This window comes from Thermorudis peleae (assembly GCF_000744775.1).
GTDB lineage: Bacteria > Chloroflexota > Chloroflexia > Thermomicrobiales > Thermomicrobiaceae > Thermorudis > Thermorudis peleae.
This window is the reverse complement of record NZ_JQMP01000001.1, coordinates 210,232-233,647: the sequence shown is the minus strand read 5'-3', so window position 1 is coordinate 233,647 and position 23,416 is coordinate 210,232. Positions and strand designations below refer to the sequence as shown.

Sequence of the window (23,416 nt, the reverse complement as noted above, 5' to 3'; positions counted from 1 at the left end):
CACTGCCGTTGGTCGCGGCGTGGAGAGGAGGTTGCATGAGCAGCCAGGCAAGCCGCCCCATGCGGAGTGCTGTCCCCAAGGCGCAGGAACAGGGCTTCTTCGATCGAATCTTCCATCTCAGTGAACTCGGCACAGACCTTCGTACCGAGATCATGGCCGGTCTCACGACCTTTATGGTCATGGCCTATATTATCTTCGTCAATCCAGCAATCCTTACCTCAGCGAAGGTTCCCGATCAGCTGACCGTCTCGGCGGTTACTACCTCAACGGCACTCGTTGCCGGGATTATGACCATTGCCATGGGCTTGGCAACGAACCGCGCCTATGCTCTGGCTCCTGGCATGGGATTAAACGCAGTGGTGACCTATCAGCTCATGGGGGCAATGGGACTCACGGCACACCAGGCAATGGGTGTGATTGTTGCTGAAGGCATCGTCATTACCCTGCTCGTCGTCCTCGGCATCCGCCGCTATGTGATGGAGGTTGTGCCACTCGAGCTCAAGCAAGGCATTTCTGTCGGAATTGGTCTCTTCATCTTCTTCATCGGGTTAGTTGATGGCGGCATTGTTCAGGCTGATCCAGCGACGCTCGTTCGGATGGGTGATCTCAAGGGAATTCCCGTCCTCATTACCTTCATCGGCCTCGCGTTGACGCTTTTCCTTCTGGCACGAAACGTTCGGGGCGCACTGCTCTGGGGGATTCTCGGCACAACCATTATCGCCATCATTATTCGTGCCGTGACCGGAACCAACGCGTTTCCGCCCGGCGTCGCCCAATTGCCCTCCCGTTGGTTTGCAGCACCGGATTTTAGTCGCATTGGCGATGTTAGTTTCAGTTTCTTCACTAAGCTCGGCGTCATCACAGCACTTCTGATTGTGCTGTCGATCATGATGGCCGACTTTTTCGACACCATGGGCACCCTCATTGGTGTCGGTCGTCAGGCTGGCTACCTGAATGAAAAAGGCGAGTTTCCACAGGCACAGCGCGCGCTGCTCGTCGACTCACTCGCTGCCATAGCAGGTGGCTTGGCGAGCTGCTCGTCGGCGACGACGTACATCGAATCAGCCGCTGGCATTGGAGTCGGTGGACGGAGTGGCCTTGTCTCAGTCGTAACGGGATTGCTCTTCCTGCTCGCCATGCCATTTTGGCCAATTGTTGGTGTTGTGCCCCAACAAGCAACAGCACCCGCACTGATCATTGTTGGCTGGATGATGATGGGTGTACTGAGCGAAGCTGAAGCTGAGGCTGAAGACGGTCGCCAAATCCGTCTTGGTGGCATCGATTTCACAAACCTTGAAATCGGTTTGCCAGTCGCCGCAACGATGCTCCTGATGCCGCTGACATACAACATTACCAACGGAATTGGCGCAGGCTTCGTTCTATGGACCTTGCTTAAGATCTTCCGTGGAAAGGCGCGGCAGGTTCATCCAGCACTCTATATTGTTAGCCTGGCATTCCTGATCTACTTCCTCCGCCATCACTTTGGCATCGCACTCTAGCCAGGCACGACGTCGAGCGTGACACGCAACGGGCACAGCGCCACTTGAGGGGTCGGAGGCCAGCATGTACAGCCACCGTATCCCCTCAAGTGGCAATACGTTGGCTGACAGTGCGGCTCCTGTTCCCTACCAAAAGCAAGCAGCGATGCGGTCAACACTCGTGTGCCTTACCTGACGCCATTGTCTATGGTGACGGGCGCCGCTCATCGCTCTGCCGGGTGAGCAGCAGCGCAAGAAAGATGAATCCGGTTAGCACGATGAGCAAGATGCCAGCAAGTGCGCCACTCACCCATCCAGCAAACGTGAGCAGGCCCAAGAGCGCGAAAATCGGGAGCACAAACCAGAGGACAACTTGCAACCGCGATGACATGGTACGCTCCTCCAGGCGAGGTACCGCCTGCTCTTCTCAGAAGCTGGAAGCTAGGATAAGGATAGCACAGGCACAGGATTCAGGTTGAGCGACCGCGCCATGGTTCGTAGCCGCGCTGTGGCTGTAAGTGTTCTGCGGTCGCTGGCTCGACGTGGACAACAACATCAGCGGGAAGGCCAAGGGCTGCTTCCACCTGTTGGGCAACTTGGCTCGCAATCTCATGGGCTTCATCGACCCGCAGCTGGGGCGCAACCTGGATATGCAGATCGACCCAAATCATGCCTTCGCCGCCTCGTGTTCGTACGCCATGAACCCCAACAACACCGGGAACGGCCCGGGCTGCTTGTTCAACCGTTTCGGCGGAAACTACGGCACGATCGGCTAAGACCTGCGCTGCATCGCGCAACGCCGTCCATGCACCCCACGCAATGACGCCTGCGACACCAATGCTGACGACCAGGTCTGCCCATGGATACCCAAGCCGGACACCAACAAGGCCAACGATAACGCCAGTTGAGACGAGCGCATCGGCAGCAGTATGTTTCGCATCAGCACTGAGGATCGAGCTATGCAATGCTACTGCACGCCGCCGCTCGAGGAAAGACACGCCGAGGTTGATCACCAAGGTTATAACCATCACGACGAAGCTCAGCGGGGTAACATCCGGGCGCTCACCGGACTGAATGCGATGCCACGCTGATTCAAGAATTTGTGTCACCGCGAGCACCATGGTGGCAGCGATGAGCAATGACGCAAGGGTTTCAAACCGTCGGTGGCCATACGGGTGGCTACTGTCTGGAGGACGCGCAGCCACTTCCACGCCGACTAAGCCCACAATATTCGCTGCAGCATCCATCAACGAGTTGAGCCCATCGGCGGTCATGCTGAGACTCTGGGTGAGCAATCCATAGCTAAGCTTCGCGAGGGCGACCAAAAGGTTGCAGGCCAGCACGAGAATGAGCGTCCGGCGCACCTGCCGTTGCCGCTCCTTTGGATCACGGAAGATAGGTATGGTACGCTGGCCATTGAATGTAATGCTTCCCGACGTTTCACTCGGCATTATAACTGCCTCACGGAAGGAGCAAACGTTGTGCATTCACCAATGGAAACTCGTTCAACTCGTGAGCGGGTCAGAGTTCGCGAGCAGCGCCCACCGCAGAGCCGCAGTGCACAACTTCGTACGCTTTGGCAGCGTATCCAGCTTACGCCAGTGCTTGGCACCATAATCCAAACAATCTCGTTGTTCACCAGTCGGCAGGGCGGTACCTATGCCGCTGCTATCGCCTATTATGCGCTCTTTTCATTGATCCCGTTGCTGTTCGCACTTGTTACGGTCGTAAGCATCGTGCTCCGTGATGTCAACGCTCAAGCACGCGTCTTAACGTTTCTTTACACCCAACTACCGGCAACTTCACAAATCCGCGATACACTGGCACATCTCGTTGAGTCTCTTGCTACCCGCCAGGGTGGAGTTGCGGGGATCATCAGCCTTGTGCTCGCAGCCTGGTCCGCCAGTCAAGCAGTTGGCGCACTGCGCCAGGGGCTCAACGTCTTCTTTGGTCCTGGGACCCCACGCTTTGCATTACTCGTGCGCTTACGGGATACACTTCTGGTTATGGTGAGTGGAATACTGCTCGTCCTCTCGACTGTTGCGACTGCTGGTCTCGTGATCCTTCGGCACCTTATGCAATGGCTTGGCATTGGGCCGCTTGTGCCTGTTTTTAGCTCGCTCGTCGCCCTCGCTCTTTCATTCCTGCTCTTTCTCGCTGTGTTCCGGATCATTCCCAGTCAGCCGCCCGCTTTACGCCACGCCTGGCCAGGTGCATTGCTCAGTGCTGTTGGATTTGAGCTCCTCAAGCTTGGCTTTGGATTCTACATCAGCCGGATTCAACACGTTGAAGCGATCTCAGGCACGCTTGGTAGCGCCGTGATCTTCCTTGTCTTCGGTTATCTCAGCGCGACACTCATGTTACTTGGAGCAGCCTTCATTGTGGTTCAGAGAACACGTCGATCCGCCAAGTCCTCGAACACGTAGTTGCGCCAGACAGGGATGCCGCAGTAGCGCTCGCCTTCCGGACACGGTGGTCGCGTGCCAGCACGATCACGCAGGACACACGGTGGGCAGGCGATATATTGACCGATCAGGGGAAGAACACGCTTGACCTGCTCGGTCTCCTGTCGCGCTGTCTCAAAAATTTCCCGCTGCGCGTTGAAGCACAACCGCTTCACCCACTTCCACAGATAGTTCAACAAGCTACCAGTCTCATAAAAGCGTACCCGGTGTGCATTCGGCAGAAGATAGAGGGCAACATCGGGTGAAACCCCGGCATCCAGCAGCCGGTTTTTCGCATTCCAAAGCGCTTGGATTGTCGCATGGTATTCCTCGAGTGCAGCCGGAACGCGCGCGATATCCTCCGGCACAATAACGTCTGCCTCCGGTCGGAGATGGGCCAGCAGGACGGGGCGTGAGGCAAAAATACTGCGGTGGCGCTGACTTTGCGCATCTTCAGCACCACTAATACGCTTTTGGAACGTAAACGTTACGTGGCTCAGGGTGAGCATCAACTTACTGTGCATCCCAAGGAACAGTGGGTGGCCGAGATATGGATTCTGCGCTGGATCGAGCACACGTGCAATAGCATCAGCATCAGAGAGTGCACGGCGTGGGAGCCCAAGGACAGCACGGACAGCATCAGCAAGTAGACGCTCGGCATTTGGGTTATAGCTCACCAGCTTCGAGGAATAACCATCCAAGGCCGCATCAAACTCTTCGAAGAACGCCTCATCGGCAGCATGGACAAGGCTGTCACGGAAATTCGTCAGAACCTGATATTCCAGCGTGTCTTCAAGCGACAGTGCGCGCAGGTCGAGCGGCCGCTCAGGCGTCCCGAGGAAGTTGGGGTCGACTTTCAGCACTTCCTGGACCATTTGCCCGACGATGTAACGCACTTCAGCCGGGGCATCGAGTTGCTCAGCCAAGACGGCATACCGGAGCAAGGTCAACCCGTTAATCGTGTGGTAGAGATGTGCAGGCGTTGCGAGGGGCAAGACGTAGCGCGCAACCTCTTGCGCATGGCGCTGCACTGCCGTTCGGACACGGCGCTCAGCTTCAGGGCCCTGCGCCTTTACACGCGCTGGGAACACGCGAGCATACCGAGCGGTAATGTCAGGAGTGAGGAGTTCAACCAGGCGACGGTAGCCGTCAAGCGCCCGTTGAACAGCCTGTTGATAGATTTGCAAGAGGGGCTCAGGCAAATCAGGCGTCACCATCGTTTTGCCTGAGACTTCACGATAGCGCTGGGAAACCTGTTCGGAGTTATAGTAAGGGTGCTGATGAAAAAACGACCAGATCGCAAGCCGTGAGACACCATCGAGCACAAAGACAAAGTGTGCATGCTGGAACGTCGTGTGATGGCCTGCTTCGAACAGCTCGGGATACAGTCGCATCGCACGTTCTCGACGAGCCGCCCGCACGTCATCACTCGGTTGGCCGTCAGCGGCGAGAACATCGAGCACTCGCTCAACACTTGAGGGCCGGGCACCGTAGCAAGACCACGCAGCTGCGACCGTTAAGGCAAACGGATGGTTCGCTGATTCCGTCCGTACCAGCTTCACGACCGGCGGAGCTGAACGGAATGGGAATGGACTGGCTTCCAGCTCTGGCATCACGGCGCCCATTGCCTTATCCCTCGCATTCACATGTCGATGCACCACGATCGAGCACCCTGGTTTTACTCCAGTATGCCATAGTGTACGTACACAATCCAAGCGATGCAAGGCACGAGAGCAGATCGCCCATCTGGCGAAGGCAGTGTAGTGGGCTATACTTAGTGGTGTGGTGGGAGAGGACGGTTCATCTGTGGAGTCACATGAAGAGAGCCCCGGCGCGCTGATCGGGGATCAAGAACAGCCAGGTGATTGTCCCTGGCTGGCTAGCCGACCACGCTACTGGATCATTCGTCATACAAGCCCGGTACCGATCGTTCCGGGCATCGCGTATCTTGCTACCAATCGATTCTGCGATGGTGCTGACGAGACGTTGATTACCATGCGTGAGGGCGAACTCGACGTTCTCTCGTTCCTCGCCCAATCGCCGAGCGTGATTAGCGTCATGCCAGCCTCGTTCCGCTACTTTGTCGAACATCTCGATGCCGAAGTCATTGCGGTGCTGAATCCAACTGAGGCAGCCTGGTTTGCCTCGCTTGATGAGGCGCTCCAATGGGACCCGTTTGAAGACGCCTCCTGCGGCACGCCTGTCGCCTAAGGCAGAGGAGCAGCGGTGATGCCCGGCATAATGCCGTCTGGCATCGAAGCATATACCTGCATTGTGTTGCTCCATGGCCGCTCGTGTCTCCTCTTGCAGCGGTCGCCACACAAAGCCTTCGCAGGTCAATGGACTGGACTTGGCGGGCGCGTTGAGCCCGCCGAGTTTACTGACCTGTCCGCTGCTGCTTGGCGAGAACTTGCCGAGGAAGCTGGCATCACTCCTGAGCATGTTGATCGGTTACGACTCCGACGGGTCTTGTTGCATGCGCGCCCTGGCGAGGCGCTTACTCTCCTCTGCTACTTTACTGGGACGATTCGCACGCTGCCCCCAACGCTCCAGCCCCCGCTCGAACGAGGCGATACTCTAACCTTGGCGAGAACAATGCGGGAGGGTGCACTGTTCTGGGTACCGATTCCGCTACTCGACACCCTCCCGCTGATTGACAATACGCGAGAGACGATCCCATTACTCCTGCGGGATCTTGCCCACGATCCGGTCGGCCATGCGCCCATCCATATCGGGATTGCCCGAACGAACGAGCATGGCAAACTCCTGCTGCAATGGGCATGAGCATCCAATGCTCATGCCCACGCTTGTGCGGATCCTCGCTAGCCTTCTCGCCGCTTGAGCTGCTCGACCACTGGTTTCGCCGCATCCGTCAAGGTACGCGCAACATCGTTAAACACATTTTGGGGATCTTCGCGCTGAATCGTTACGCGTTCAAGGCCTTTGCCGATGATCTGGTCACCATTCGGAATCCACACCCGTGCGGCATCCTGCGGCCGGGTCTTGGGCAACTGATCAACTGCAGTCTTGAAATTGGGATGATTCTGGAAGTACTGCTGCATTGCTGTGCTTTGGGCTGCCGATTTACGCACAGGCATGTATCCAGTCTTTTGCGACCAGAACGTCGTCATTTCCGGTGACGTCGCGAAGGCCACGTACTGGAACGCAGCTCGCTGCACCTCAGCGGGCTTGCCTTTGAGAATCGCTAAGCCTGATCCACCGGTGCAGCAACCGAATCCGGCCGGCCCCTTCGGCAGCATCGCTGTCCCAACGGGAAACTTCGCTGATTGTTCCAGCCCGGCAAGGCTGCCGGTTGAAGCGAGCATTGCTGCCGTGACGCCATTCAAAAAGTCAGCATTGGGATCCTTTGATGAAACCGCCCAACCCTCAGTGATCGAGCGCTGCCAGAAGCGCCCCGCCTCGACCGCTGGTTGCTCCTGAAGATGAATGGTGAAGTCAGGGTCAGAATACTTTCCACCCCACTGCCACACTACCGGCTGGAAGACCCAGGCAGCATAGCTGGCAGCGTTTGGGTGAGCAAAGGCGAAACGAGTAGTTTTGCCCCCATCCTGTTTCAGCAGTTTGGGCACCCACTGGAGAAACTCATCCCAGGTCTCAGGACCACGATCGGGCAATCCCGCCTCCGACCAGGCAGCCTTGTTGTAGTAGAAGAGCGGCGTCGAACGCGCAAATGGCACCCAGTAGACCTGGCCTTTCCGTGTTCCTTCGTTAATCAGAGGATCGACATAATCGCTCAGATCGATCTTGGCCTGTGCAAAGAAGTCATTGAGTGGCTGGAGTACGTCGTTGAGATAGAATTTGAACCACCAGACATCCGAGAGGAGGACGATGTCAGGCGTCTGTTTTGCAGCCAACGCCTGGGTAAGCTTTTGTGCCGTATCCTCATAGCTCCCCTGATACTGGTAGGTGACTTCGACGTCATTCTGGGAGGCATTGAATCGGCGCACCACCTCCTGCTCGGCTTCGCCTAAGTTTCCACTAAAGGATCCCCAATAGGTGACCTTCACTTTGGAGCCAGTCTGTGTCACCACTGCAGGCGCACCAGTCGCTGCCATCGTCTTACTCGGGGTTGCGGCTGACGCTGCAGTCGCTGGGGCAGGCGTAGGGGTAGCCGCCTGCACAGCCGGTGCATTGGCCGTTGGACTCGCTGATTGGTTCTGACCGCAGGCTGCAAGGAGGGTAGCCGCGCTCATTCCAACGAGACCAGCCATCAGACGTCGCCGCGTCAGCTGGACACGCAACATGCCATGGTCCTCCCGCTGTACCACATGTTCCTCCTTCTCGCCCAAGAACCTATCCCTTCACAGCCCCACTAGTGATCCCACTGACGATCCAGCGTTGGGCGACGATGTAGACCAGAAGCACTGGCACCATGACAAAGAGGGTTCCGGCGAAGATCGGCCCCCAGTTCTGCACACCTTCGACCTGGTAGAGATAGGTGATGCCGACTGGTAATGTCCGCATCTCAACGGTATTGGTCACGACTAACGGCCAGAGAAAGTCATTCCAGCGTCCGACTAACGCTAAGAGTCCGACTGTCACAGCAACTGGACGCGACATCGGTAAGACAACATCCCACAGCAATCGCCAGTGCCCACAGCCATCGATGACGGCTGCATCAAGCACTTCGCGGCTCAGCGTGCGGAAGTGTTGGCGGAAGAGGAATGTGCCGAAAGCAACGGGCATCATTGGGACAATAAGGCCAAAATAGGTGTTGATCCAACCCAAACGACCTACAGTCAGATAATTCGGCAACAAGGTAACTTGCACGGGCACAAAGAGCGCAGCGAGCACGAACAAGAACACAAGGTTGCGCCCACGGATGTTGAGAAAGACCAATGCGTAGGCGGTGGTAAGCGCAAAGAAGAGCTTGGCGGCAGTGTCAGCTAGTGTCACGATGATGCTATTCAGATAGAACCGCCCGAATGGAGCAGCATGCCAGGCAGCAGAAAAGTTGTCCCACCGCGGATGTTGAGGTAGCCACACCGGCGGGAAGGTATAGATCTCGCGTGTTGTCTTCAGTGAGCCAGTCGCTACCCAGAAGAGGGGCAAGCCAATAGCGAACACAGCGACGAGCATGAGACCATACCAGGGCAGCTGACGCAGCAATCGCCATGACTTAGCCGCCATAGTGCACTCTCCGTTCACCAAGCCGCAGTTGCAGCAGACTCAGCCCAAGGAGAAGCACGAACAGCACGATCGAGGCCGCCGCAGCACGTCCAGCGTTAAAGGCCACAAAACCCTGCTGGTAGATGTAGAAGAGCAAGGTCGTGGTCGCATTGACCGGGCCACCGTCCGTTAGCACCTTGATCAAGTCGAAGGCTTGGAAGGAGTTGATCACCGATACGACCAGGACGAAGAGGGTTGTCGGGCCAAGCTGCGGGAGTGTCACATGCCGAAACGACGCGACAGCACCCGCTCCATCGATCCGCGCGGCCTCATAGAGCTCGTGGGGGATGTTCTGCAGGCCAGCGAGGTAGAGCACCATGCTGAAGCCAGTGTTTTGCCAAATGTAGACCAGTATGACCGCCACCATGGCCCAGTGCGGTGAGTTGAGCCAGTCGGGAACAGGCAAGCCCAGCCAACGCAACGGTAGCGCGACGAGCCCGAAACGGGGATCAAGCATGTTGATCCAAAACACGCTAATCGCTGCCCCACTCAACAGGACCGGGGCGAAGATAATGGCGCGAGCAAGTGTTCGGCCGCGGAGACGCAGGTTCAGTAACAGCGCTAGCGCAAGCCCAAGAATGGTCGTTCCACCAACGGTACCGAGCGCGAAGATCGCGGTGTTAAGCAGTACTGTGCGAAATTCCGCGGAGGCAGCAAGGTTGCGATAGTTTGTCAAACCAACAAAAGGCTTGACTGGAGCGATCAAATCCCAGCTTGTCAAGCTTAAGTACACGTTATAGAGCAGTGGCCAATAGGTGAAGATGGCGAGCAAGACAAGATTTGGACCAGCGAAGAGTACAAAGAGCGGCCAATCGCCAAGCTTCTGCTGCATCCAGGTCAGCATGGCTCGCCAGTGAAGTCCTGAGACGGCCGCTGGCTGCACAACATCACGTGCCATTGAGGGCTCACCCCCTTCGTCAACAGGCCTGCTGCCTGTTTTCATTGCAGAGGCTAGCGAGCTGTGACGCCGTACATGTTGCAGCCGTGTGAACGCGCGATGATCCAAATCGCAGCATTATTCACGATCCTTTCACGCCTTGGGCAGTCATCGAGCGCACACTTGTTAGTGGATTGGCGGTGCTGGTAGGAAAACAAGGAGAGTGCAGATGGATGTCGAGCTGGGGGTACGGTCTGGAGCAACGCGAGTGACGACACACACATCACCCCGGGTGATTGCACACCGTGGCGCGTCAGTCTATGCGCCGGAGAACACCGTGACCGCATTTGTGCTGGCTGCCGAGCTTGGCGTTGACATGGTCGAACTCGACCTGCGTCTCACCAGCGACGGGCAGCCGATCGTCTGTCACGATGCTGAAGTTGATCGAACCACCAACGGCCATGGCCTTGTCCACGAGATGACGTTGGCTGAGCTCCGACGGCTCGACGCAGGATACTGGTTCACGCGCGATGGTGGGGCAACGTATCCCTTCCGTGGATTAGGGATCATGCTCCCAACGCTTGACGAGGTGCTCGAGGCGCTCCCCAGTCATGTTGGCATCAACGTGGAAATCAAGGCCATGCCTTGGGACGCCGCCGACCGCGCCCGTGGGCAAGCTATCGCCCGTTGGCTTGCCACGCGCTGTCAACAAGAACCGGCTCTCGCAGAGCGCCTCCTCGTCTCATCGTTCACGCCATCCGTCCTTGACGTCCTGCGAGCACATGGTCCCACTATTCGCGTTGGTCTCTGCACCTTGCCAATCACGACACTCGCTGAACAACTCGACCACGTCCGCAGCGCTGGGTACGACGCCCTCCATCCGATGGATACCCAGTGCGACGCGGAGCTTGCCTTGATCCTCCCCACAGCCCACGCCGCTGGCATCGCGGTGAACATTTGGACCGTCGACACTGGCCCACGCATCGCTGCGCTCGCCGCGCTTGGTGTCGACGGTATCATTACCGACGTCCCAGACGTTGCGGTCCGTACCGTTCGGCAACTGCAACACCGGCGATAGCCTTGCGTGCTTGAGCCGTCACTGCTACACTCCCTACAGAAACCGACGCATGAGTCGGTTTTCAGCAAGGGGTGTGTACCGTGGCACCAGCCAGCCAAGCTCGTGCTCGTGCTCGCCGCGAGCGCATTCTCGATGCAGCACTGGCAGTCTTCACGAACCGTGGTTACCATGATGCTGCAATGGATGAGATTGCCGAAGAAGCGGCGACATCCAAAGGCGGTCTCTATTTCCACTTCCCAAACAAGCAAGCCGTCTTCCTCGCACTGATTGACCGTCTCGGTACACAACTGCTCGAGCGTGCTGAAGCGGCGATAACCGCGGAAACAGATCCTGGACGGCAACTCGACGCCGCATTGGCCGTCGTCCTGCACACGTTTGCCAACCACCGCTCCCTCACGCGGTTATTTCTCGTCGATGCTCTCGGAACAGGGCCGGAGATCCGTCACGCCCTGCTTCAGATGCATGATCGCGTCATTGCACTGATCGCACGCAGCCTCGACGCGGCGATTGCCGCTGGCACACTGCCGGCAATGGACAGCTGGCTTATCGCGACCGCGTGGTTCGGCGCATTGCATGAGGTCGTGCTTCGTTGGGCATTGACCGGCGAGCCTGCACGACTGGAGGACGCGTATCCCACGATTCGCGCTTGCCTCCGGCGCAGTGTTGGCCTTCCGGTTGGCCCTGATGAGACAAACGATGAGAGGCAGCGCAACGCATGACCCACCATGCCCTTACGCTCACCGAGGCAATCGTCTGCACGCAGCGCGTCGTAGCCCCCTTTGATCCTATCTGCCGATTCCTTGCTGCACCGTCCGTGTGGCGTTTCCTCTGGCTTCAGCCGACTGAAGGACTGCACATCGTCGCGTACGGTATTGCTGATATGCTGCCCACTTGGCCGACTGGCGACCGCGCGCGAGCAATCCAGGAAGCACTCGCAGCCATACAGGTTGCACTGCCTGGTCTGCCGCTCAACGGGCCACTCCTCATCGGCGGCCGATCGTTTGATCCTACTTCTTCTGGTACTGCTGGTACTGCCCCTTGGGAGAACTTTCCTCCAGGGTTGCTCGTGTTGCCCAAGCACCTTGCAATTGGCACGCAGGAACAGGCATGGGAGCTGACGATCACGGGGCAGTTGCCGATCGAGCACGCGTGGTCAGTCTCACCGCAAACAGATGTCAGCACGCGTGCCAATACGAACCAGATGCTCTCCTTCGCAGCGTGGACACAACTAATTGCGCGCGCACAAGCAGCGATGCGCGCCGGTATCCTCGAAAAAGTCGTGTTAGCCCGCGCTGTCGTTGAACGTCCAACAGTCACGCTCGAGCATACGCTTCGTTGGCTTACAGCCGCCTACCCAACCTGCACCATCTGTGCACTCGGCTGGGGCGATGCCTTCTTTCTGAGTGCGACACCCGAACGTCTCGTCCGAGTACAGGGTCAGCATATCGAAACGATGGCACTTGCGGGATCAGCACCGCGCGGCACCACGCCAGCCGATGACGCCGCAAAGGCAGCGGCATTACTTGCCAGCGCGAAAGATCGCCATGAGCATCAGCTCGTTGTCGAGGCGATTCGTGACGAGCTGGCTCCGCTCTGCCGCGAACTCACCATTTCCCCAGCACCATCAGTGCTCACGATGCCGAATGTCCAGCATCTGGCTACCCCCATTTCGGGAACACTCAATAGCACAGCAACGATTTTTGACCTTGTCGATCGGCTGCACCCAACACCGGCTGTGGGTGGCCAACCTCGCGCAGCGGCGCTCGCCTTCCTGCGTGCGAACGAGCCAATTGCTCGTGGCTGGTATGCGGGGACGCTCGGCTGGATCGATGCAAGAGGATCTGGGGATTTCGTCGTCACACTCCGCTCAGCCCTTCTCCGCGGCGGAGTCGCGTGGCTTTATGCGGGTTGTGGCATTGTTGCCGCCTCTCAGCCGGACAGCGAGTGGGAAGAGACAGAGCTGAAACTGCGGCCGATGCGTGCTGCCCTGGGAGTGTTAGCTGATGAGCGCTGATCCACGGGCCCTCGCAGCGTTTGTTGGTTCGTTCCTTGATGAGCTTGCTCGGAACGGCGTGCAGCATCTCTGCTTTGCTCCTGGATCACGCTCAACTCCGCTGGTCATGCAGGCAGCTCGCCTTGGACAGCTGCGGCTGTGGGACCATCTTGACGAACGATCCGCCGCATTCTTCGCCCTCGGCATGGCCAAGGCACTGCACGAGCCTGTTGCACTTGTCTGCACGAGTGGCACGGCTGCGGCAAATTTCTTGCCAGCCATTGTCGAAGCCTCTGCGAGCCACATCCCCTTGCTCGTTCTGACGGCCGATCGCCCACCGGAAGTACGTGACTGGGGCGCAGCACAGACAATCGACCAGATACGGCTCTACGGTCCATTCGTCAAATGGTTTGTGGACGTTCCACTGCCAGAGCACCATCCTGAGATCCTCCGCTATGCCCGTGCACTAGCAGCCCGTGCTGTGATGACGGCACGTGCCTGCCCGCCGGGTCCGGTCCATCTCAACTTCCCGTTTCGCGAGCCACTGATCCCTGCAACTGACGGCATTGCCCTCCACGACGGTCGCCAACAGACCGATGACACGAACCGGCCATCCGTCTGTGGCTGGCCAGCAGTGCTAATGGCCGATCCGCTTGCTGTGGCACAGGTTGTAGAACGGATTCGCGCACACCGGCGCGGCCTGATCATCGCCGGGCCGCAACCTGACCCACAGCTTGGGCCAGCAATCGTCAAACTGGCAAGCGTAGCTGGCTATCCGATTCTCGCTGATCCGCTTTCACAGGTACGAGCTGGCCCGCACGTGGATACGCTTGTTCTTGACGCCTATGACGCGCTTCTACGTGATGAGACGCTGCGTTACCTGCTCAGGCCAGACTTCGTGCTGCGCGTGGGTGCTATTCCGACATCGAAGGCGCTCTGGCAGTTCTTGGAAGGGCAACCAGCAGCCGACCATGTCCTCGTCGACCCTGCAGGCTGGCCCGATCCCTCCCACCTGGCACATGAACTTATCCAGGCACCGCCGACGCCATTCTGCCAGGCGGTCGCTGATGCCTTAGCCAATAACCAGCCACCCCTGGACATTACTTGGGTCAAGCAATGGCAGGAGGCTGATCGGGCAGCCCGAACAGCTCTCAATGCAGCACTTGCTGCAATGCCGGAGATCGCTGAACCACGCCTCTTCTTTGAGTTGGCTCAGTTACTTCCAGAGGGTGCGACCCTGTTTGTCGGCAACAGCATGCCGGTACGAGACCTCGATAGCTTCTTCCCAGCAACCACCCGCTCACTGCGCATCGTGGCGAATCGTGGTGTCAATGGCATTGACGGTGTTGTCTCAACAGCACTTGGGGTCGCCGCGGTCAGTTCGGAGCCGGTTGTGCTCGTCATCGGCGATCTCTCGTTTTATCACGATATGAACGGCTTACTTGCCGCTCGACGTCACGCGCTTCGCGCGACGATCATGCTGCTCAACAACGATGGTGGCGGGATTTTCTCATTCTTGCCCCAGGCAGCCTATCCCGACCATTTCGAATTGCTCTTCGGTACGCCGCACGGCCTCGACTTCCGCCATGCCGCGGCACTCTATGGGCTCCACTATGTTACGCCGAATTCCTGGCCAGCTTTCCAGTCAGCCCTTCGTGACAGTCTTGCTAGCCCAGGGGTTACAGTCATCGAATTGCGCACTGAGCGAGCACGGAACGTCGCACTGCACCGTGCGCTTTGGTCGCAGGCGATCGCCGCTGGCCGCGACGCCCTTGCTGCTGTCGCCACTCGATCAGCCGGCTAGCAGGCAAGGCGGCCAGGTCGAGCGCTGCAGGCAGCTGTTAACTAAGGTTTTTCTTGGTTTGTGAGGAGGACAAAATATTCGCGGACAATACGAGCAATGAGGGACCCATGGAGCCCACAACACGCCTGGTTACTGTTCGAGGGATACCATTTTCCCTTCAGACGGCCGGTACTGGACCAGGGTTGCTTCTTCTCCACGGCTTTACTGGCAGCAGCGCAACGTGGGCCGCGTTTTTGCCAGAGTGGTCAACACAATATCAGGTGCTTGCTCCCGATTTAATCGGCCATGGGCAGAGTGCTGCTCCAACCGATCCCGCACGCTACACGCTTGAAGAAGCAGTAGACGACTTGCTCGCCTTGCTGGACACGCTCGGTATCGACCAATGTATTGTGCTGGGCTACTCACTTGGTGGTCGCCTCGCGCTCACATTTGCCGTGCATGCGCCAGCGCGTGTAAGCGCGCTCATCCTCGAGAGCACATCACCTGGCATCGCTGATCCCAGCGAACGAGCGGCTCGTAAGGCCCAGGACGAGGCCCTCGCGGCCATGATTGAAGAACGGGGTATTGCCTGGTTCGTCGAATACTGGGAACAGCAACCCCTTTTCGCTTCGCAGGCGCGCTTACCGGCTGATGTCCGTGCTCGGATTCGCGCCGAACGGCTGGCGCAGCGCCCGAGCGGGCTCGCACATAGCCTACGCGGTATGGGCACTGGTGTGATGACACCGCTCTGGGATCACTTGCCACAACTGGATCTGCCGGTCCTCCTCATCGTCGGCGCGTTTGACACCAAGTACGTCACGATTGGTCAGAGCATGGCAGCGCAACTCCCGCATGCTGAGCTTGTCATCGTGCCGGACGCTGGCCATGCCGTTCATGTCGAGCAACCCGAGATCTTCCAGAACCTAGTTAGCACGTTCCTCCAACGAGTCACGTCACCCAGGTGATCTGCTGCATCTTACCGGCACATGAAATACTTTGGTATGCTGACTGCGGAACACAGCAGTGTGGCGCAAGGGGGGCAACAGTGCTAGAAGCGAGCGTACCGTTTGAAGTGACGTGGGGCGATGTCGATCCTTCAGGCTTTATCTACTACCCGGCAATCTTCCGTTACGTTACGCAAGCAGAAGCAGCGTTGTGGCGGAGCATTGGCTTTTCAGCTTTGTCGATGATCAATCAGGGATACGCCAATCCACGCGTCCACGTCGAGGCAGACTATCATACGCCGCTTGTTGTCGACGACATCGGCACCTGCCGGGTATGGCTTAGCCGCATCGGACGCTCGTCACTCCGGCTCGATTTCGCCCTCACCAAACAAGGGGAAAGCGAGCCAGCCGTTACTGGCCACCTCGTGATGGTCATGATCGACTTTGCAACAAAACGGCCGATTCCGATCCCTGAGCCAGTCCGGCAGGCGATCGCTGCTGTTGCGCCTGAACTCTTCGTCCCCACGACCTAAGGCGCTGACGCTGGAGCGCAGCCTAGTTTTCCACAGCGCGGCTGTGCTGCTTGTCTACTCGCCCATCTCGTCGCCACAGCTCGCCATCGTAGCTTGATAACACGGTGCGGGCCATACAAGCCTGCGCCCACCTTCGACTCCAGGCAATGTCACCGTAGGCAAAGCCTTACTCCGTGCGTGCCTTATCCAGTGCGCGCCGCAAGCAGGGTCGTATCGTACATACCCGAGCAAAACGCTGGATCATGCATGAGTTCCCGCAAGAGCGGCACGTTGGTCTTAATTCCCTCAATGACTATGCCATCAAGCACAGCCCGCATCTGTTCAATTGCCGCATCACGGGTCTCAGCCCAAACAATGACTTTACCAACCAGCGGATCATAGTACGGCGTCATTCGATTACCAGCCTCGACGCCGAACTCATATCGGGCGCCAGGTGGCAATTCGAGGCGTGTAATCTGGCCGGGCGAGGGCAAGAACGTCCGAGGGTCTTCAGCATAGACTCGGCACTCGATAGCATGTCCACGCTGGCGGATCTCATGCTGGTTTAGGCCAAGCGGCAAGCCAGCAGCAATCCGCAGCTGCAACTCAACGAGGTCGAGGCCCGTCACCTCCTCCGTGATCGGATGCTCAACCTGCAAGCGCGTGTTCATTTCAAGGAAATAGAACTGCCCTGCTTGGTCAAACAAGAATTCAATGGTACCAAGGTTCGTGTAGTCGAGAGCTTCAATCCCCCGTAGGGCGGCAGCACACAGTGCCGCACGCCGTTCTGGCGTGAGGAATGGCGACGGCGTCTCCTCAATGACTTTCTGGTGCCGACGCTGAACCGAACATTCGCGTTCGAAGAGGTGAACGCCATTCCCATGCACATCGCGAGCAATCTGCACTTCGATGTGCCGGGCATGTGGGATGACACGTTCAAAGAAGAGCGTGCCATCGCGAAAATAGCGCTGTGCGCGCTCGCGCGCTGAGTCAAACGCTTGAATAAGCTCTGTCTCAGAGGAAAGGTACTGCATGCCAATGCCACCCCCGCCCGCGCTGGCCTTCAGCATGAGGGGATAACCGAGCTGGGCAGCTACTGCGCGTGCCTGATCCAGATCCGTCAGCGGCTCATCCCAGCCAGGCAGCACCGGCACGCCAGCTTGGCGCATAAAGCGACGAGCGCCGATCTTGCTCCCCATTGCCGCGATCGCTTCGGGACGAGGGCCGATGAACACGAGTCCTCGCTCAACACACCGAGCAGCAAAGACGGGATTCTCTGAAAGAAAGCCATAGCCAGGATGAACAGCTTCAGCTCCGGTCGATTGGGCAACATCAAGGATCTTGTCAATCGCCAGATAGCTTTCACGGGCTGGAGGCGGCCCGATCAGCACCGCCTCATCAGCTTCGCGGACGAATGGCAGATCATGGTCGGCTTCGGAATAGATGGCAACGGTTGCAATACCAAGTCGACGGCAGGTACGAATGATCCGGCGGGCAACTTCGCCGCGGTTGGCGATCAAGATCTTGCGGAAGTACGACACCCTGTCCCCCTATGCAGGCTCACCAGCATCGAGCTCAACGAGCACTGCCCCTTCGTCGACAAACTCACCTTCCCGAACACGTACATCCTTGACCACACCACCATGTTCAGTCGCGACGGTAACCTCCATCTTCATCGATTCAAGGACAACGACCGTGTCTCCTGGCTGGACGACATCGCCAGGCTGGACACAAATTCGGGAGACAATCCCGCTCATACTCGCGGTCACCTGCATTCCTCCCGCCTTTCCATCGCTTCATCGCGCTTCACTCATGCTGCCGCCTTTGTGGTAGCTGATGCAGCAGGGTTTGTCAAGGCAAACGAGGCAGCGCTTGACAACGAGGTTGCCGATTCAGTACAACCAGGCTGTCACGCAGGCAAGCGGAGTGTAAGGAGCCGAGCGATGACAGGCGGAGAAGCGCTGCTCAGTGACGAGCTGCGAATGGTACGCACGACTGTTGAAGAGCTGTTACGGCGACTCGAGCCAAAGCGTGAGGAATATTACCGCCAGATTTTCGACGAGGTTGAATATCCACAAGAACTCTGGGACAAGGCCGCCGAGTTAGGTCTCCTCGGTGCGCTCATCCCAGAGCAATACGGCGGCACGGGCATGGGGTTACTGCCGTTGACCGTCGCTGTTGAAACCTTCGCAAGCCACGCGCTCGGCAATACCATGGTGATGCTAACGGCGATGGACACAGCCGCCATTCTCGAAGCAGGCACGGAGGAACAGAAACAGCGCTGGTTGCCAGCCATTGCCCGCGGGCAGCGCTGCTTGGCCTTTGCGATCACCGAACCCGACGCTGGCACAAACACCTTCCGGATTCGCACGCTCGCACGGCGTGATGGTGATGGCTACCGACTCAATGGACAAAAAGCCTGGATTACTGGCGTCGACCGCGCCCAGAGCGTGCTTGTGGTAGCACGGACGCTGTCATATGAAGAAGTGCAACGCCGTGGTCTACCGCGGAGCGCTGGACTTGGGTTGTTCTTTGTTGACCCTCGTGCCCCTGGAGTTACCCTCCAGGAGATGGATACCGTTGGTATTGAAGGGTTTCGCCAATACTTCGTTTTCTTCGATGACGTCTTTGTCCCAGCTGAAGACCGTCTCGGTAGTGACGAACAGGGGCTGACGCCGCTGTTCGCGGCCTTGAACGTCGAACGCATCCTCACAGCCGCGCTGTGTCTTGGTATGACGGAGTACGCCTTGCGGGCAGCAGCAGCGTACGCCAAAGAGCGCAAGGTGTTTGACGACACGCCGATTGGTGCGTACCAAGCCGTGCAACATCCGCTTGCTCGGCTTGCTGTCTTGCACGAGGCCGCTCGGCTCCTAACGTACCGGGCCGCCAAGGCCTATGACGATGGCGTGCCAGGGCGTGAGGTCGGGCTGCATGCCGCTATGGCCAAATATCTCGCCTCGGAAGTGACCTTTGATGCCTTCGACCGGGCTATCCAGACGCATGGCGGCAATGGATTCGTTAAAGGCTATCACCTGATTCAGATGCTCGCGCCAGCTCGGCTCTTCAAGACGGCACCGATCAACAACGAAATGTTACTGAACTACATAGCCGAACACGCTCTTGGGCTCCCACGCTCCTACTAACTAAGCATAGTCTAGTGCCGGGATGTGGACAGGGAAAGTGAGGAAACCGGTGGGTGAGCGTGAGGAACGAGTACGGCAGGAGATCGCCCGGATCAAGCAGGGCGGGCCACCGCGCGGCCACGAGCGTCAACAAGCAGCTGGCAAGCTCTTCGTCCGCGACCGATTACGGCTGTTCTTCGACGAACCAGAACCGTTGGTAGAGACTGGCCTTTTCGCCCGTAACTGGGATCCTGAGCTGGCAGCTGACGGCGTCGTGACCGGAGCCGGGCACATCGACGGACGTACGGTCTTCTTTGTCGCGAGCGACTACACGGTCAAGGCGGGCTCAATTGGCCATCTCCACGCGCGGAAATTCGTGCGCACCCAGCAAGCGGCAATTCGCGCACGGCGGCCCATCCTCTATCTCATCGATTCCTCAGGGGCCCGCATTGACGAGACCGGCGGGCACCATGTCGACAAAGACAGCGTTGGCGAGATCTTCTACCAGCACAGCATCATGTCCGGCGTGGTGCCACAAATTGGCGTGCTCTACGGGACCTGCTTCGCTGGAACAGCCTACACGCCAGTCTTCTGCGACCTGCTCGTGATGATGCGTGATTCAGCAATGGCGATCGCGTCTCCGCGCATGGTGGAAGTGGCGATTGGACAGAAAGTCACGCCGCAAGAACTTGGCGGCGCGGAGATGCATGCACGCAAGAGCGGCTCGGCCCACTTCGTCGTTGACACTGAAGAGGAGGCAGCAGCGCTCGTCAAACAGATTTTCAGCTATTTACCCGATCACTGTGAGACCACACCACCAGTTGCCCCGCCACGCGACCCTGCACTCGATCCAACGCAGATTGACGATCTGATTCCGCAGGATCCAAACCGCGCCTATGACGTGCATCGACTGATCGACGCACTTGTCGATGCCGGCAGTTTCCTCGAAGTCCGAGCCCAATACGCTGCCGAACTCGTCACTGGTTTTGCCCGGCTCAACGGACATGTCATTGGCATTGTAGCGAACCAGCCAGCTGTCCGTGGTGGGACAATCTTCCCAGAGTCGGCCGATAAAGGAGCAGAGTTTGTCTGGTTCTGCGACGCGTTCAACATCCCCCTGCTCTATCTTGTTGACACGCCTGGCTTTATGGTGGGAACCGCCGTTGAGCAGAACGCGATTCTTCGTCGTGGGAGGAAATTTATCTTTGCGACCGCCTGCGCCACCGTGCCGCGAATCTGCGTAGTCGTGCGCAAGGCGTACGGCGCAGGAATCTACGCGATGTCCGGCCCAGCCTACGACCCTGAGCTCACCATTGCTCTGCCATCGGCTGAAATTGCGGTCATGGGGCCAGAGGCAGCAGTCAACGCGGTCTACTATAACCGGCTTCAAGCAATCACTGACCCCGAGGAACGCCGACGTGTCGTCGAACAACTACGAGCTGAGTACCGAGCAGGGTATGACATCTTCCGGCTGGCAGGGGAACTCGTTGTTGACGCCCTGGTGCCGCCCAGCGAACTGCGTTCAGTGCTGATAGACACATTTGAGGTCTATCGCACAAAGCGTGTCGAGTTGCCATACCGTAAACACGGCACGATTCTCTAGGCATGTTCTCTCAGGTGAAACAACGGGTCATGCTCTGCTTCCGGAGCATGCGGGAGCGTAGCGCACGACTGATTGCCAAAGACAGGCTCGACTGGTGAGTAGCGCTTACGCTGCCCCTGCCACCCTGAGCGAGCCGATCGAGACCAAAGAATCGAGGCAGAGGACAAGCTGACAAACGGTGCTCTCACACACCGTTCCGCGACGCAGGCAACAGTCTATCCAGCGCTCGTCTGACGGCGGGCTGGATGGGCCGTCCTGCTTCCCAGGGTGGAGGAGTAACGTCCTTATCTTGCGTTGATGCATTTATTCGTGTATATTGATATTCAACTCCAGCAATTTTCCAGCAAGGAGGTGACCATGCGAGGAGAGTGGCGGCTTTGGTTCCTGCTACTGGGCGTGGCCGGACTGGCTCTGTGGTTGACCCCAGTTGGTGCGCGGTTAACAGCAGAGCTGAAAGCACTCAGTGACCGCCTTCTCATCTGGGGACTTCAAGTCACTTCGGAGTTTGAGAGCGAAAGCAGCTAAAGCAAAGGAGGGATCGATGACACGCAAACGCGTCGTCGTGCTTGGTGGTGGTATCGGTGGTGTCTCAGCCGCCGTGAACCTAGCCCAGAAGCTTCGGGGCAAGCATGACGTTATCCTCATCGATCGGCGCCCGTACCACATCTACCAGCCTGCGAATCTCCTTCTCATGACGGGCGAGCGTCGCCCAAGCGACATCACGCGTGACTTGACCCGGACAGAGCGATATGGTGTTCGAGTCATTCTGGGGAACATTTTGGGGATTGACCCCTCGACTCAGACCGTTGAACTGGAGAGTGAGCGTATCGGCTACGACTACCTCATCCTAGCGCTTGGTCTTGAAACCCACCCGGAAGAGATTCCTGGTGCCTGTGAGGGCGCGTACCATGCCTGGGAACTCGAGGCTGCTGTCCGGTGTTATGATGCCCTCCGCAATTTTTCGGGCGGAACCATCGTCGTGGGAATGCCAGCGACTCCCTATCGTTGCCCACCTGCTCCGTTCGAGGCGCTCTTCAGCATTGACACGTTCTTGCACAAGCGGGGCGTACGCCAGCGCACAGAGATCCACTTTGTTGCGCCGATGGCGCGCCCGGGCGGTGACCCCAAATCAGCTAATCGTTGGCTCACGGAGCACGCCGAGGCACGCGGGGTGATCACTCATTTCGATTGGCCTGTTGCAGAAATTGACCACGAACACAATGTCGTGCGCAATGCTCACGGCGACGAGCTACACTATGACCTCATGTTCATGATTCCACCGCATCGTCCTGCTCAGGTGCTACTGGACAGTGGGCTTGCAGAGCCAGCTGGGGTCCAAGTTGACTATGACACCCTTGCCACCCGTTACCCCAATATCTACGCCTTAGGAGACTGCGTGAACTTCCCTGCATCGAAAGCGGGAGTTGTGGCTCACCAACAGGCTGACTTGATCGCGCACAACCTCGCCGTGGAGTTGACTGGCCACGGTACCAAGGAACGATTCCGCCTGCACACAACCTGACTCGTTACCTACGGCGCCGGGCGCGCCGCGATGAGCCGGACGACTTACCCCAAGGGGTTTCCACCGAAAGGCGAAGGCCGTGGGCGCATGTGGGAGCCATCACGCGCGCTCTTTGTGGGCAAGCTCTTGTTTGAGAAATGGTGGCTCTGGCGTTACTTCTAACTGCCGGCCGTGCTTGACAGCGACTATGCTTCCCTTTATCATTTCATTCAGTTATTCGAATATATTCGGGGAGGTGGCAATGACCGACGACCGCACGCAAACACGACAGCTCTACCAGCTCCAGGCCGAGTTCTGTCGGGTACTTGCCGACCCAACGCGGATCGAGATTCTGGAACTACTGGCCGAGGGCCCACTGCCAGTCAAGCGACTCGTTGAGTTAACTGGCCAGCGACAGGCCAAGATCAGCCAGCACCTGGCCATCATGCGGCAGCTGGGCGTGGTGCAGGCCGAGCGCGTCGGTACCGAGATGCACTACTCCTTAACCGACCGCCGAATTCTCGAAGCCTGCCACCTGACGCGGGCCATCTTGATCGACCAGCTAGCGTGCCGGGGTTCCTGGGCAACGCAGCTGCGGGAGCAGATCCCGGTCGGGTCGACACCAGTGACCGACACAGCGGAGTGAGGAGAGGAGGATCGTAATGCCGCTGTATGTCTATCGCTGTGAGGCCTGTGGCACGTCGTTCGAGGTGCTGGTACAGCGACGAGAGCAGCAAACCGTCTCCCCCTGCCCCCAGTGTGGGGCCAGCACAGTGCGCAAGCAATTTGCCGCTTTCGCGACCGTCGGGCGCGAGACAAGCACGTGGACCAGTGACGCTGGGCCAAGCTGTGGCCTCGGTGGCTGCTGTTGCACCCCGAACGACTGACGCA

25 protein-coding genes are annotated in these 23,416 nt (G+C 58.3%); 17 read left to right on the top strand and 8 right to left on the bottom strand.

What is annotated here, in order from left to right:
• Positions 1–35 precede the first annotated feature (35 nt).
• Positions 36–1,499, top strand: a complete 1,464-nt coding sequence (locus tag N675_RS01070; protein ID WP_081886742.1) for an NCS2 family permease — start codon at positions 36–38, stop codon at positions 1,497–1,499.
• Positions 1,500–1,683: 184 nt separating this feature from the next.
• Here the strand turns inward: N675_RS01070 and N675_RS01065 are convergent, their stop codons facing one another.
• Complete coding sequence (locus N675_RS01065; RefSeq protein ID WP_038037480.1) at positions 1,684–1,869, bottom strand: hypothetical protein; 186 nt, start codon at positions 1,867–1,869, stop codon at positions 1,684–1,686.
• Positions 1,870–1,948: 79 nt separating this feature from the next.
• Positions 1,949–2,929, bottom strand: a complete 981-nt coding sequence (locus N675_RS01060) for a cation diffusion facilitator family transporter (protein ID WP_051913748.1) — start codon at positions 2,927–2,929, stop codon at positions 1,949–1,951.
• A gap of 42 nt (positions 2,930–2,971) precedes the next feature.
• Here N675_RS01060 and N675_RS01055 point away from each other — a divergent pair, with 42 nt between their 5' ends.
• Positions 2,972–3,904 carry a YihY/virulence factor BrkB family protein gene (locus N675_RS01055; protein ID WP_038037477.1) on the top strand — a complete coding sequence of 311 codons (933 nt, stop codon included), beginning with the start codon at positions 2,972–2,974 and terminating at the stop codon, positions 3,902–3,904.
• Here the strand turns inward: N675_RS01055 and N675_RS01050 are convergent.
• A complete protein-coding gene (locus N675_RS01050) occupies positions 3,865–5,547 on the bottom strand; it encodes an FAD-dependent thymidylate synthase (RefSeq protein ID WP_038037475.1) in 1,683 nt (560 codons plus the stop codon). The two genes, N675_RS01055 and N675_RS01050, sit on opposite strands and share 40 nt — an antisense overlap.
• A 181-nt stretch (positions 5,548–5,728) precedes the next feature.
• On the opposite strand from N675_RS01050, the gene N675_RS01045 reads away from it, so the two are divergent.
• Both N675_RS01045 and N675_RS01040 read left to right on the top strand, forming a co-directional pair.
• The gene (locus N675_RS01045) at positions 5,729–6,133 is read left to right on the top strand and encodes a hypothetical protein (RefSeq protein ID WP_038037474.1); all 405 of its coding nucleotides are present in this window, start codon (positions 5,729–5,731) and stop codon (positions 6,131–6,133) included.
• An 18-nt stretch (positions 6,134–6,151) separates the two neighbouring features.
• Entirely contained in the window at positions 6,152–6,706 is a 555-nt protein-coding gene (locus N675_RS01040; protein WP_051913745.1) for an NUDIX domain-containing protein, read from the top strand.
• Positions 6,707–6,744: 38 nt separating this feature from the next.
• On the opposite strand, the gene N675_RS01035 is transcribed toward N675_RS01040, so the two are convergent.
• From N675_RS01035 to N675_RS01025, 3 genes are read right to left on the bottom strand one after another with little or no spacing between them, the layout of a single operon-like run.
• On the bottom strand, positions 6,745–8,211 hold the full coding sequence (locus tag N675_RS01035) for an ABC transporter substrate-binding protein (protein ID WP_231577881.1): 1,467 nt from the start codon (positions 8,209–8,211) through the stop codon (positions 6,745–6,747).
• A gap of 25 nt (positions 8,212–8,236) precedes the next feature.
• A complete protein-coding gene (locus N675_RS01030) occupies positions 8,237–9,073 on the bottom strand; it encodes a carbohydrate ABC transporter permease (RefSeq protein WP_038037473.1) in 837 nt (278 codons plus the stop codon).
• Entirely contained in the window at positions 9,063–10,010 is a 948-nt protein-coding gene (locus N675_RS01025) for a carbohydrate ABC transporter permease (RefSeq protein WP_231577880.1), read from the bottom strand. The genes N675_RS01030 and N675_RS01025 overlap by 11 nt, the downstream gene beginning before the upstream one ends.
• A gap of 208 nt (positions 10,011–10,218) precedes the next feature.
• Here N675_RS01025 and N675_RS01020 point away from each other — a divergent pair, with 208 nt between their 5' ends.
• From N675_RS01020 to N675_RS13360, 6 genes are all read left to right on the top strand, one after another.
• Positions 10,219–11,067, top strand: coding sequence for a glycerophosphodiester phosphodiesterase (locus N675_RS01020; RefSeq protein WP_051913743.1), 849 nt, complete (start codon positions 10,219–10,221; stop codon positions 11,065–11,067).
• A gap of 80 nt (positions 11,068–11,147) precedes the next feature.
• Positions 11,148–11,786 (top strand): TetR/AcrR family transcriptional regulator, encoded by a 639-nt coding sequence (locus N675_RS01015; RefSeq protein WP_038037472.1) that lies wholly within the window; start codon positions 11,148–11,150, stop codon positions 11,784–11,786.
• On the top strand, positions 11,783–13,081 hold the full coding sequence (locus N675_RS01010; protein ID WP_051913741.1) for an isochorismate synthase: 1,299 nt from the start codon (positions 11,783–11,785) through the stop codon (positions 13,079–13,081). Before N675_RS01015 ends, N675_RS01010 begins: the two co-directional genes overlap by 4 nt.
• Positions 13,071–14,864 (top strand): 2-succinyl-5-enolpyruvyl-6-hydroxy-3-cyclohexene-1-carboxylic-acid synthase, encoded by a 1,794-nt coding sequence (gene menD / locus N675_RS01005; protein ID WP_038037470.1) that lies wholly within the window; start codon positions 13,071–13,073, stop codon positions 14,862–14,864. Before N675_RS01010 ends, menD begins: the two co-directional genes overlap by 11 nt.
• 107 nt (positions 14,865–14,971) lie before the next feature.
• On the top strand, positions 14,972–15,808 hold the full coding sequence (gene menH / locus N675_RS01000; protein WP_038037469.1) for a 2-succinyl-6-hydroxy-2,4-cyclohexadiene-1-carboxylate synthase: 837 nt from the start codon (positions 14,972–14,974) through the stop codon (positions 15,806–15,808).
• A gap of 80 nt (positions 15,809–15,888) precedes the next feature.
• Positions 15,889–16,320: an acyl-CoA thioesterase gene (locus N675_RS13360; RefSeq protein ID WP_051913739.1), complete on the top strand. Its 432-nt coding sequence runs from the start codon at positions 15,889–15,891 to the stop codon at positions 16,318–16,320.
• Positions 16,321–16,502: 182 nt separating this feature from the next.
• Here the strand turns inward: N675_RS13360 and N675_RS00990 are convergent, their stop codons facing one another.
• Both N675_RS00990 and N675_RS00985 read right to left on the bottom strand, forming a co-directional pair.
• A complete protein-coding gene (locus N675_RS00990) occupies positions 16,503–17,840 on the bottom strand; it encodes an acetyl-CoA carboxylase biotin carboxylase subunit (protein WP_038037467.1) in 1,338 nt (445 codons plus the stop codon).
• Between the two features lie 9 nt (positions 17,841–17,849).
• Positions 17,850–18,074 carry a biotin/lipoyl-containing protein gene (locus tag N675_RS00985; RefSeq protein WP_038037465.1) on the bottom strand — a complete coding sequence of 75 codons (225 nt, stop codon included), beginning with the start codon at positions 18,072–18,074 and terminating at the stop codon, positions 17,850–17,852.
• A gap of 168 nt (positions 18,075–18,242) precedes the next feature.
• Here N675_RS00985 and N675_RS00980 point away from each other — a divergent pair, with 168 nt between their 5' ends.
• The 7 genes from N675_RS00980 (at position 18,243) to N675_RS14805 (ending at position 23,412) form a co-directional block, all read left to right on the top strand.
• Complete coding sequence (locus tag N675_RS00980) at positions 18,243–19,442, top strand: acyl-CoA dehydrogenase family protein (protein WP_038037464.1); 1,200 nt, start codon at positions 18,243–18,245, stop codon at positions 19,440–19,442.
• A 49-nt stretch (positions 19,443–19,491) separates the two neighbouring features.
• The gene (locus N675_RS00975; protein ID WP_038037462.1) at positions 19,492–21,024 is read left to right on the top strand and encodes an acyl-CoA carboxylase subunit beta; all 1,533 of its coding nucleotides are present in this window, start codon (positions 19,492–19,494) and stop codon (positions 21,022–21,024) included.
• A 357-nt stretch (positions 21,025–21,381) separates the two neighbouring features.
• Complete coding sequence (locus tag N675_RS00970; RefSeq protein WP_156100763.1) at positions 21,382–21,549, top strand: hypothetical protein; 168 nt, start codon at positions 21,382–21,384, stop codon at positions 21,547–21,549.
• A 16-nt stretch (positions 21,550–21,565) separates the two neighbouring features.
• The gene (locus N675_RS00965; RefSeq protein ID WP_038037459.1) at positions 21,566–22,546 is read left to right on the top strand and encodes an NAD(P)/FAD-dependent oxidoreductase; all 981 of its coding nucleotides are present in this window, start codon (positions 21,566–21,568) and stop codon (positions 22,544–22,546) included.
• Positions 22,547–22,576: 30 nt separating this feature from the next.
• The gene (locus tag N675_RS14705; RefSeq protein WP_277870618.1) at positions 22,577–22,708 is read left to right on the top strand and encodes a hypothetical protein; all 132 of its coding nucleotides are present in this window, start codon (positions 22,577–22,579) and stop codon (positions 22,706–22,708) included.
• Between the two features lie 79 nt (positions 22,709–22,787).
• Positions 22,788–23,171: an ArsR/SmtB family transcription factor gene (locus tag N675_RS13355; protein WP_051913737.1), complete on the top strand. Its 384-nt coding sequence runs from the start codon at positions 22,788–22,790 to the stop codon at positions 23,169–23,171.
• 16 nt (positions 23,172–23,187) lie between these two features.
• Positions 23,188–23,412 carry an FmdB family zinc ribbon protein gene (locus tag N675_RS14805; protein WP_051913735.1) on the top strand — a complete coding sequence of 75 codons (225 nt, stop codon included), beginning with the start codon at positions 23,188–23,190 and terminating at the stop codon, positions 23,410–23,412.
• Positions 23,413–23,416 lie beyond the last annotated feature (4 nt).

Excerpts from the sequence above, each read along its gene's own strand:
- N675_RS01030 (WP_038037473.1), bottom strand. The coding sequence starts at position 9,073 with ATGGCGGCTAAGTCATGGCGATTGCTGCGTCAGCTGCCCTGGTATGGT.
- N675_RS01060 (WP_051913748.1), bottom strand. The coding sequence starts at position 2,929 with ATGCCGAGTGAAACGTCGGGAAGCATTACATTCAATGGCCAGCGTACC.
- N675_RS01055 (WP_038037477.1), top strand. The coding sequence starts at position 2,972 with ATGGAAACTCGTTCAACTCGTGAGCGGGTCAGAGTTCGCGAGCAGCGC.
- N675_RS14705 (WP_277870618.1), top strand. The coding sequence starts at position 22,577 with ATGAGCCGGACGACTTACCCCAAGGGGTTTCCACCGAAAGGCGAAGGC.
- N675_RS01020 (WP_051913743.1), top strand. The coding sequence starts at position 10,219 with ATGGATGTCGAGCTGGGGGTACGGTCTGGAGCAACGCGAGTGACGACA.
- menD (WP_038037470.1), top strand. The coding sequence starts at position 13,071 with ATGAGCGCTGATCCACGGGCCCTCGCAGCGTTTGTTGGTTCGTTCCTT.
- N675_RS01025 (WP_231577880.1), bottom strand. The coding sequence starts at position 10,010 with ATGGCACGTGATGTTGTGCAGCCAGCGGCCGTCTCAGGACTTCACTGG.
- N675_RS01070 (WP_081886742.1), top strand. The coding sequence starts at position 36 with ATGAGCAGCCAGGCAAGCCGCCCCATGCGGAGTGCTGTCCCCAAGGCG.
- N675_RS13355 (WP_051913737.1), top strand. The coding sequence starts at position 22,788 with ATGACCGACGACCGCACGCAAACACGACAGCTCTACCAGCTCCAGGCC.
- N675_RS01010 (WP_051913741.1), top strand. The coding sequence starts at position 11,783 with ATGACCCACCATGCCCTTACGCTCACCGAGGCAATCGTCTGCACGCAG.
- N675_RS00985 (WP_038037465.1), bottom strand. The coding sequence starts at position 18,074 with ATGCAGGTGACCGCGAGTATGAGCGGGATTGTCTCCCGAATTTGTGTC.
- N675_RS00965 (WP_038037459.1), top strand. The coding sequence starts at position 21,566 with ATGACACGCAAACGCGTCGTCGTGCTTGGTGGTGGTATCGGTGGTGTC.
- N675_RS00980 (WP_038037464.1), top strand. The coding sequence starts at position 18,243 with ATGACAGGCGGAGAAGCGCTGCTCAGTGACGAGCTGCGAATGGTACGC.
- N675_RS01065 (WP_038037480.1), bottom strand. The coding sequence starts at position 1,869 with ATGTCATCGCGGTTGCAAGTTGTCCTCTGGTTTGTGCTCCCGATTTTC.
- menH (WP_038037469.1), top strand. The coding sequence starts at position 14,972 with ATGGAGCCCACAACACGCCTGGTTACTGTTCGAGGGATACCATTTTCC.
- N675_RS01050 (WP_038037475.1), bottom strand. The coding sequence starts at position 5,547 with ATGGGCGCCGTGATGCCAGAGCTGGAAGCCAGTCCATTCCCATTCCGT.
- N675_RS00970 (WP_156100763.1), top strand. The coding sequence starts at position 21,382 with ATGCGAGGAGAGTGGCGGCTTTGGTTCCTGCTACTGGGCGTGGCCGGA.
- N675_RS14805 (WP_051913735.1), top strand. The coding sequence starts at position 23,188 with ATGCCGCTGTATGTCTATCGCTGTGAGGCCTGTGGCACGTCGTTCGAG.
- N675_RS01040 (WP_051913745.1), top strand. The coding sequence starts at position 6,152 with ATGCCCGGCATAATGCCGTCTGGCATCGAAGCATATACCTGCATTGTG.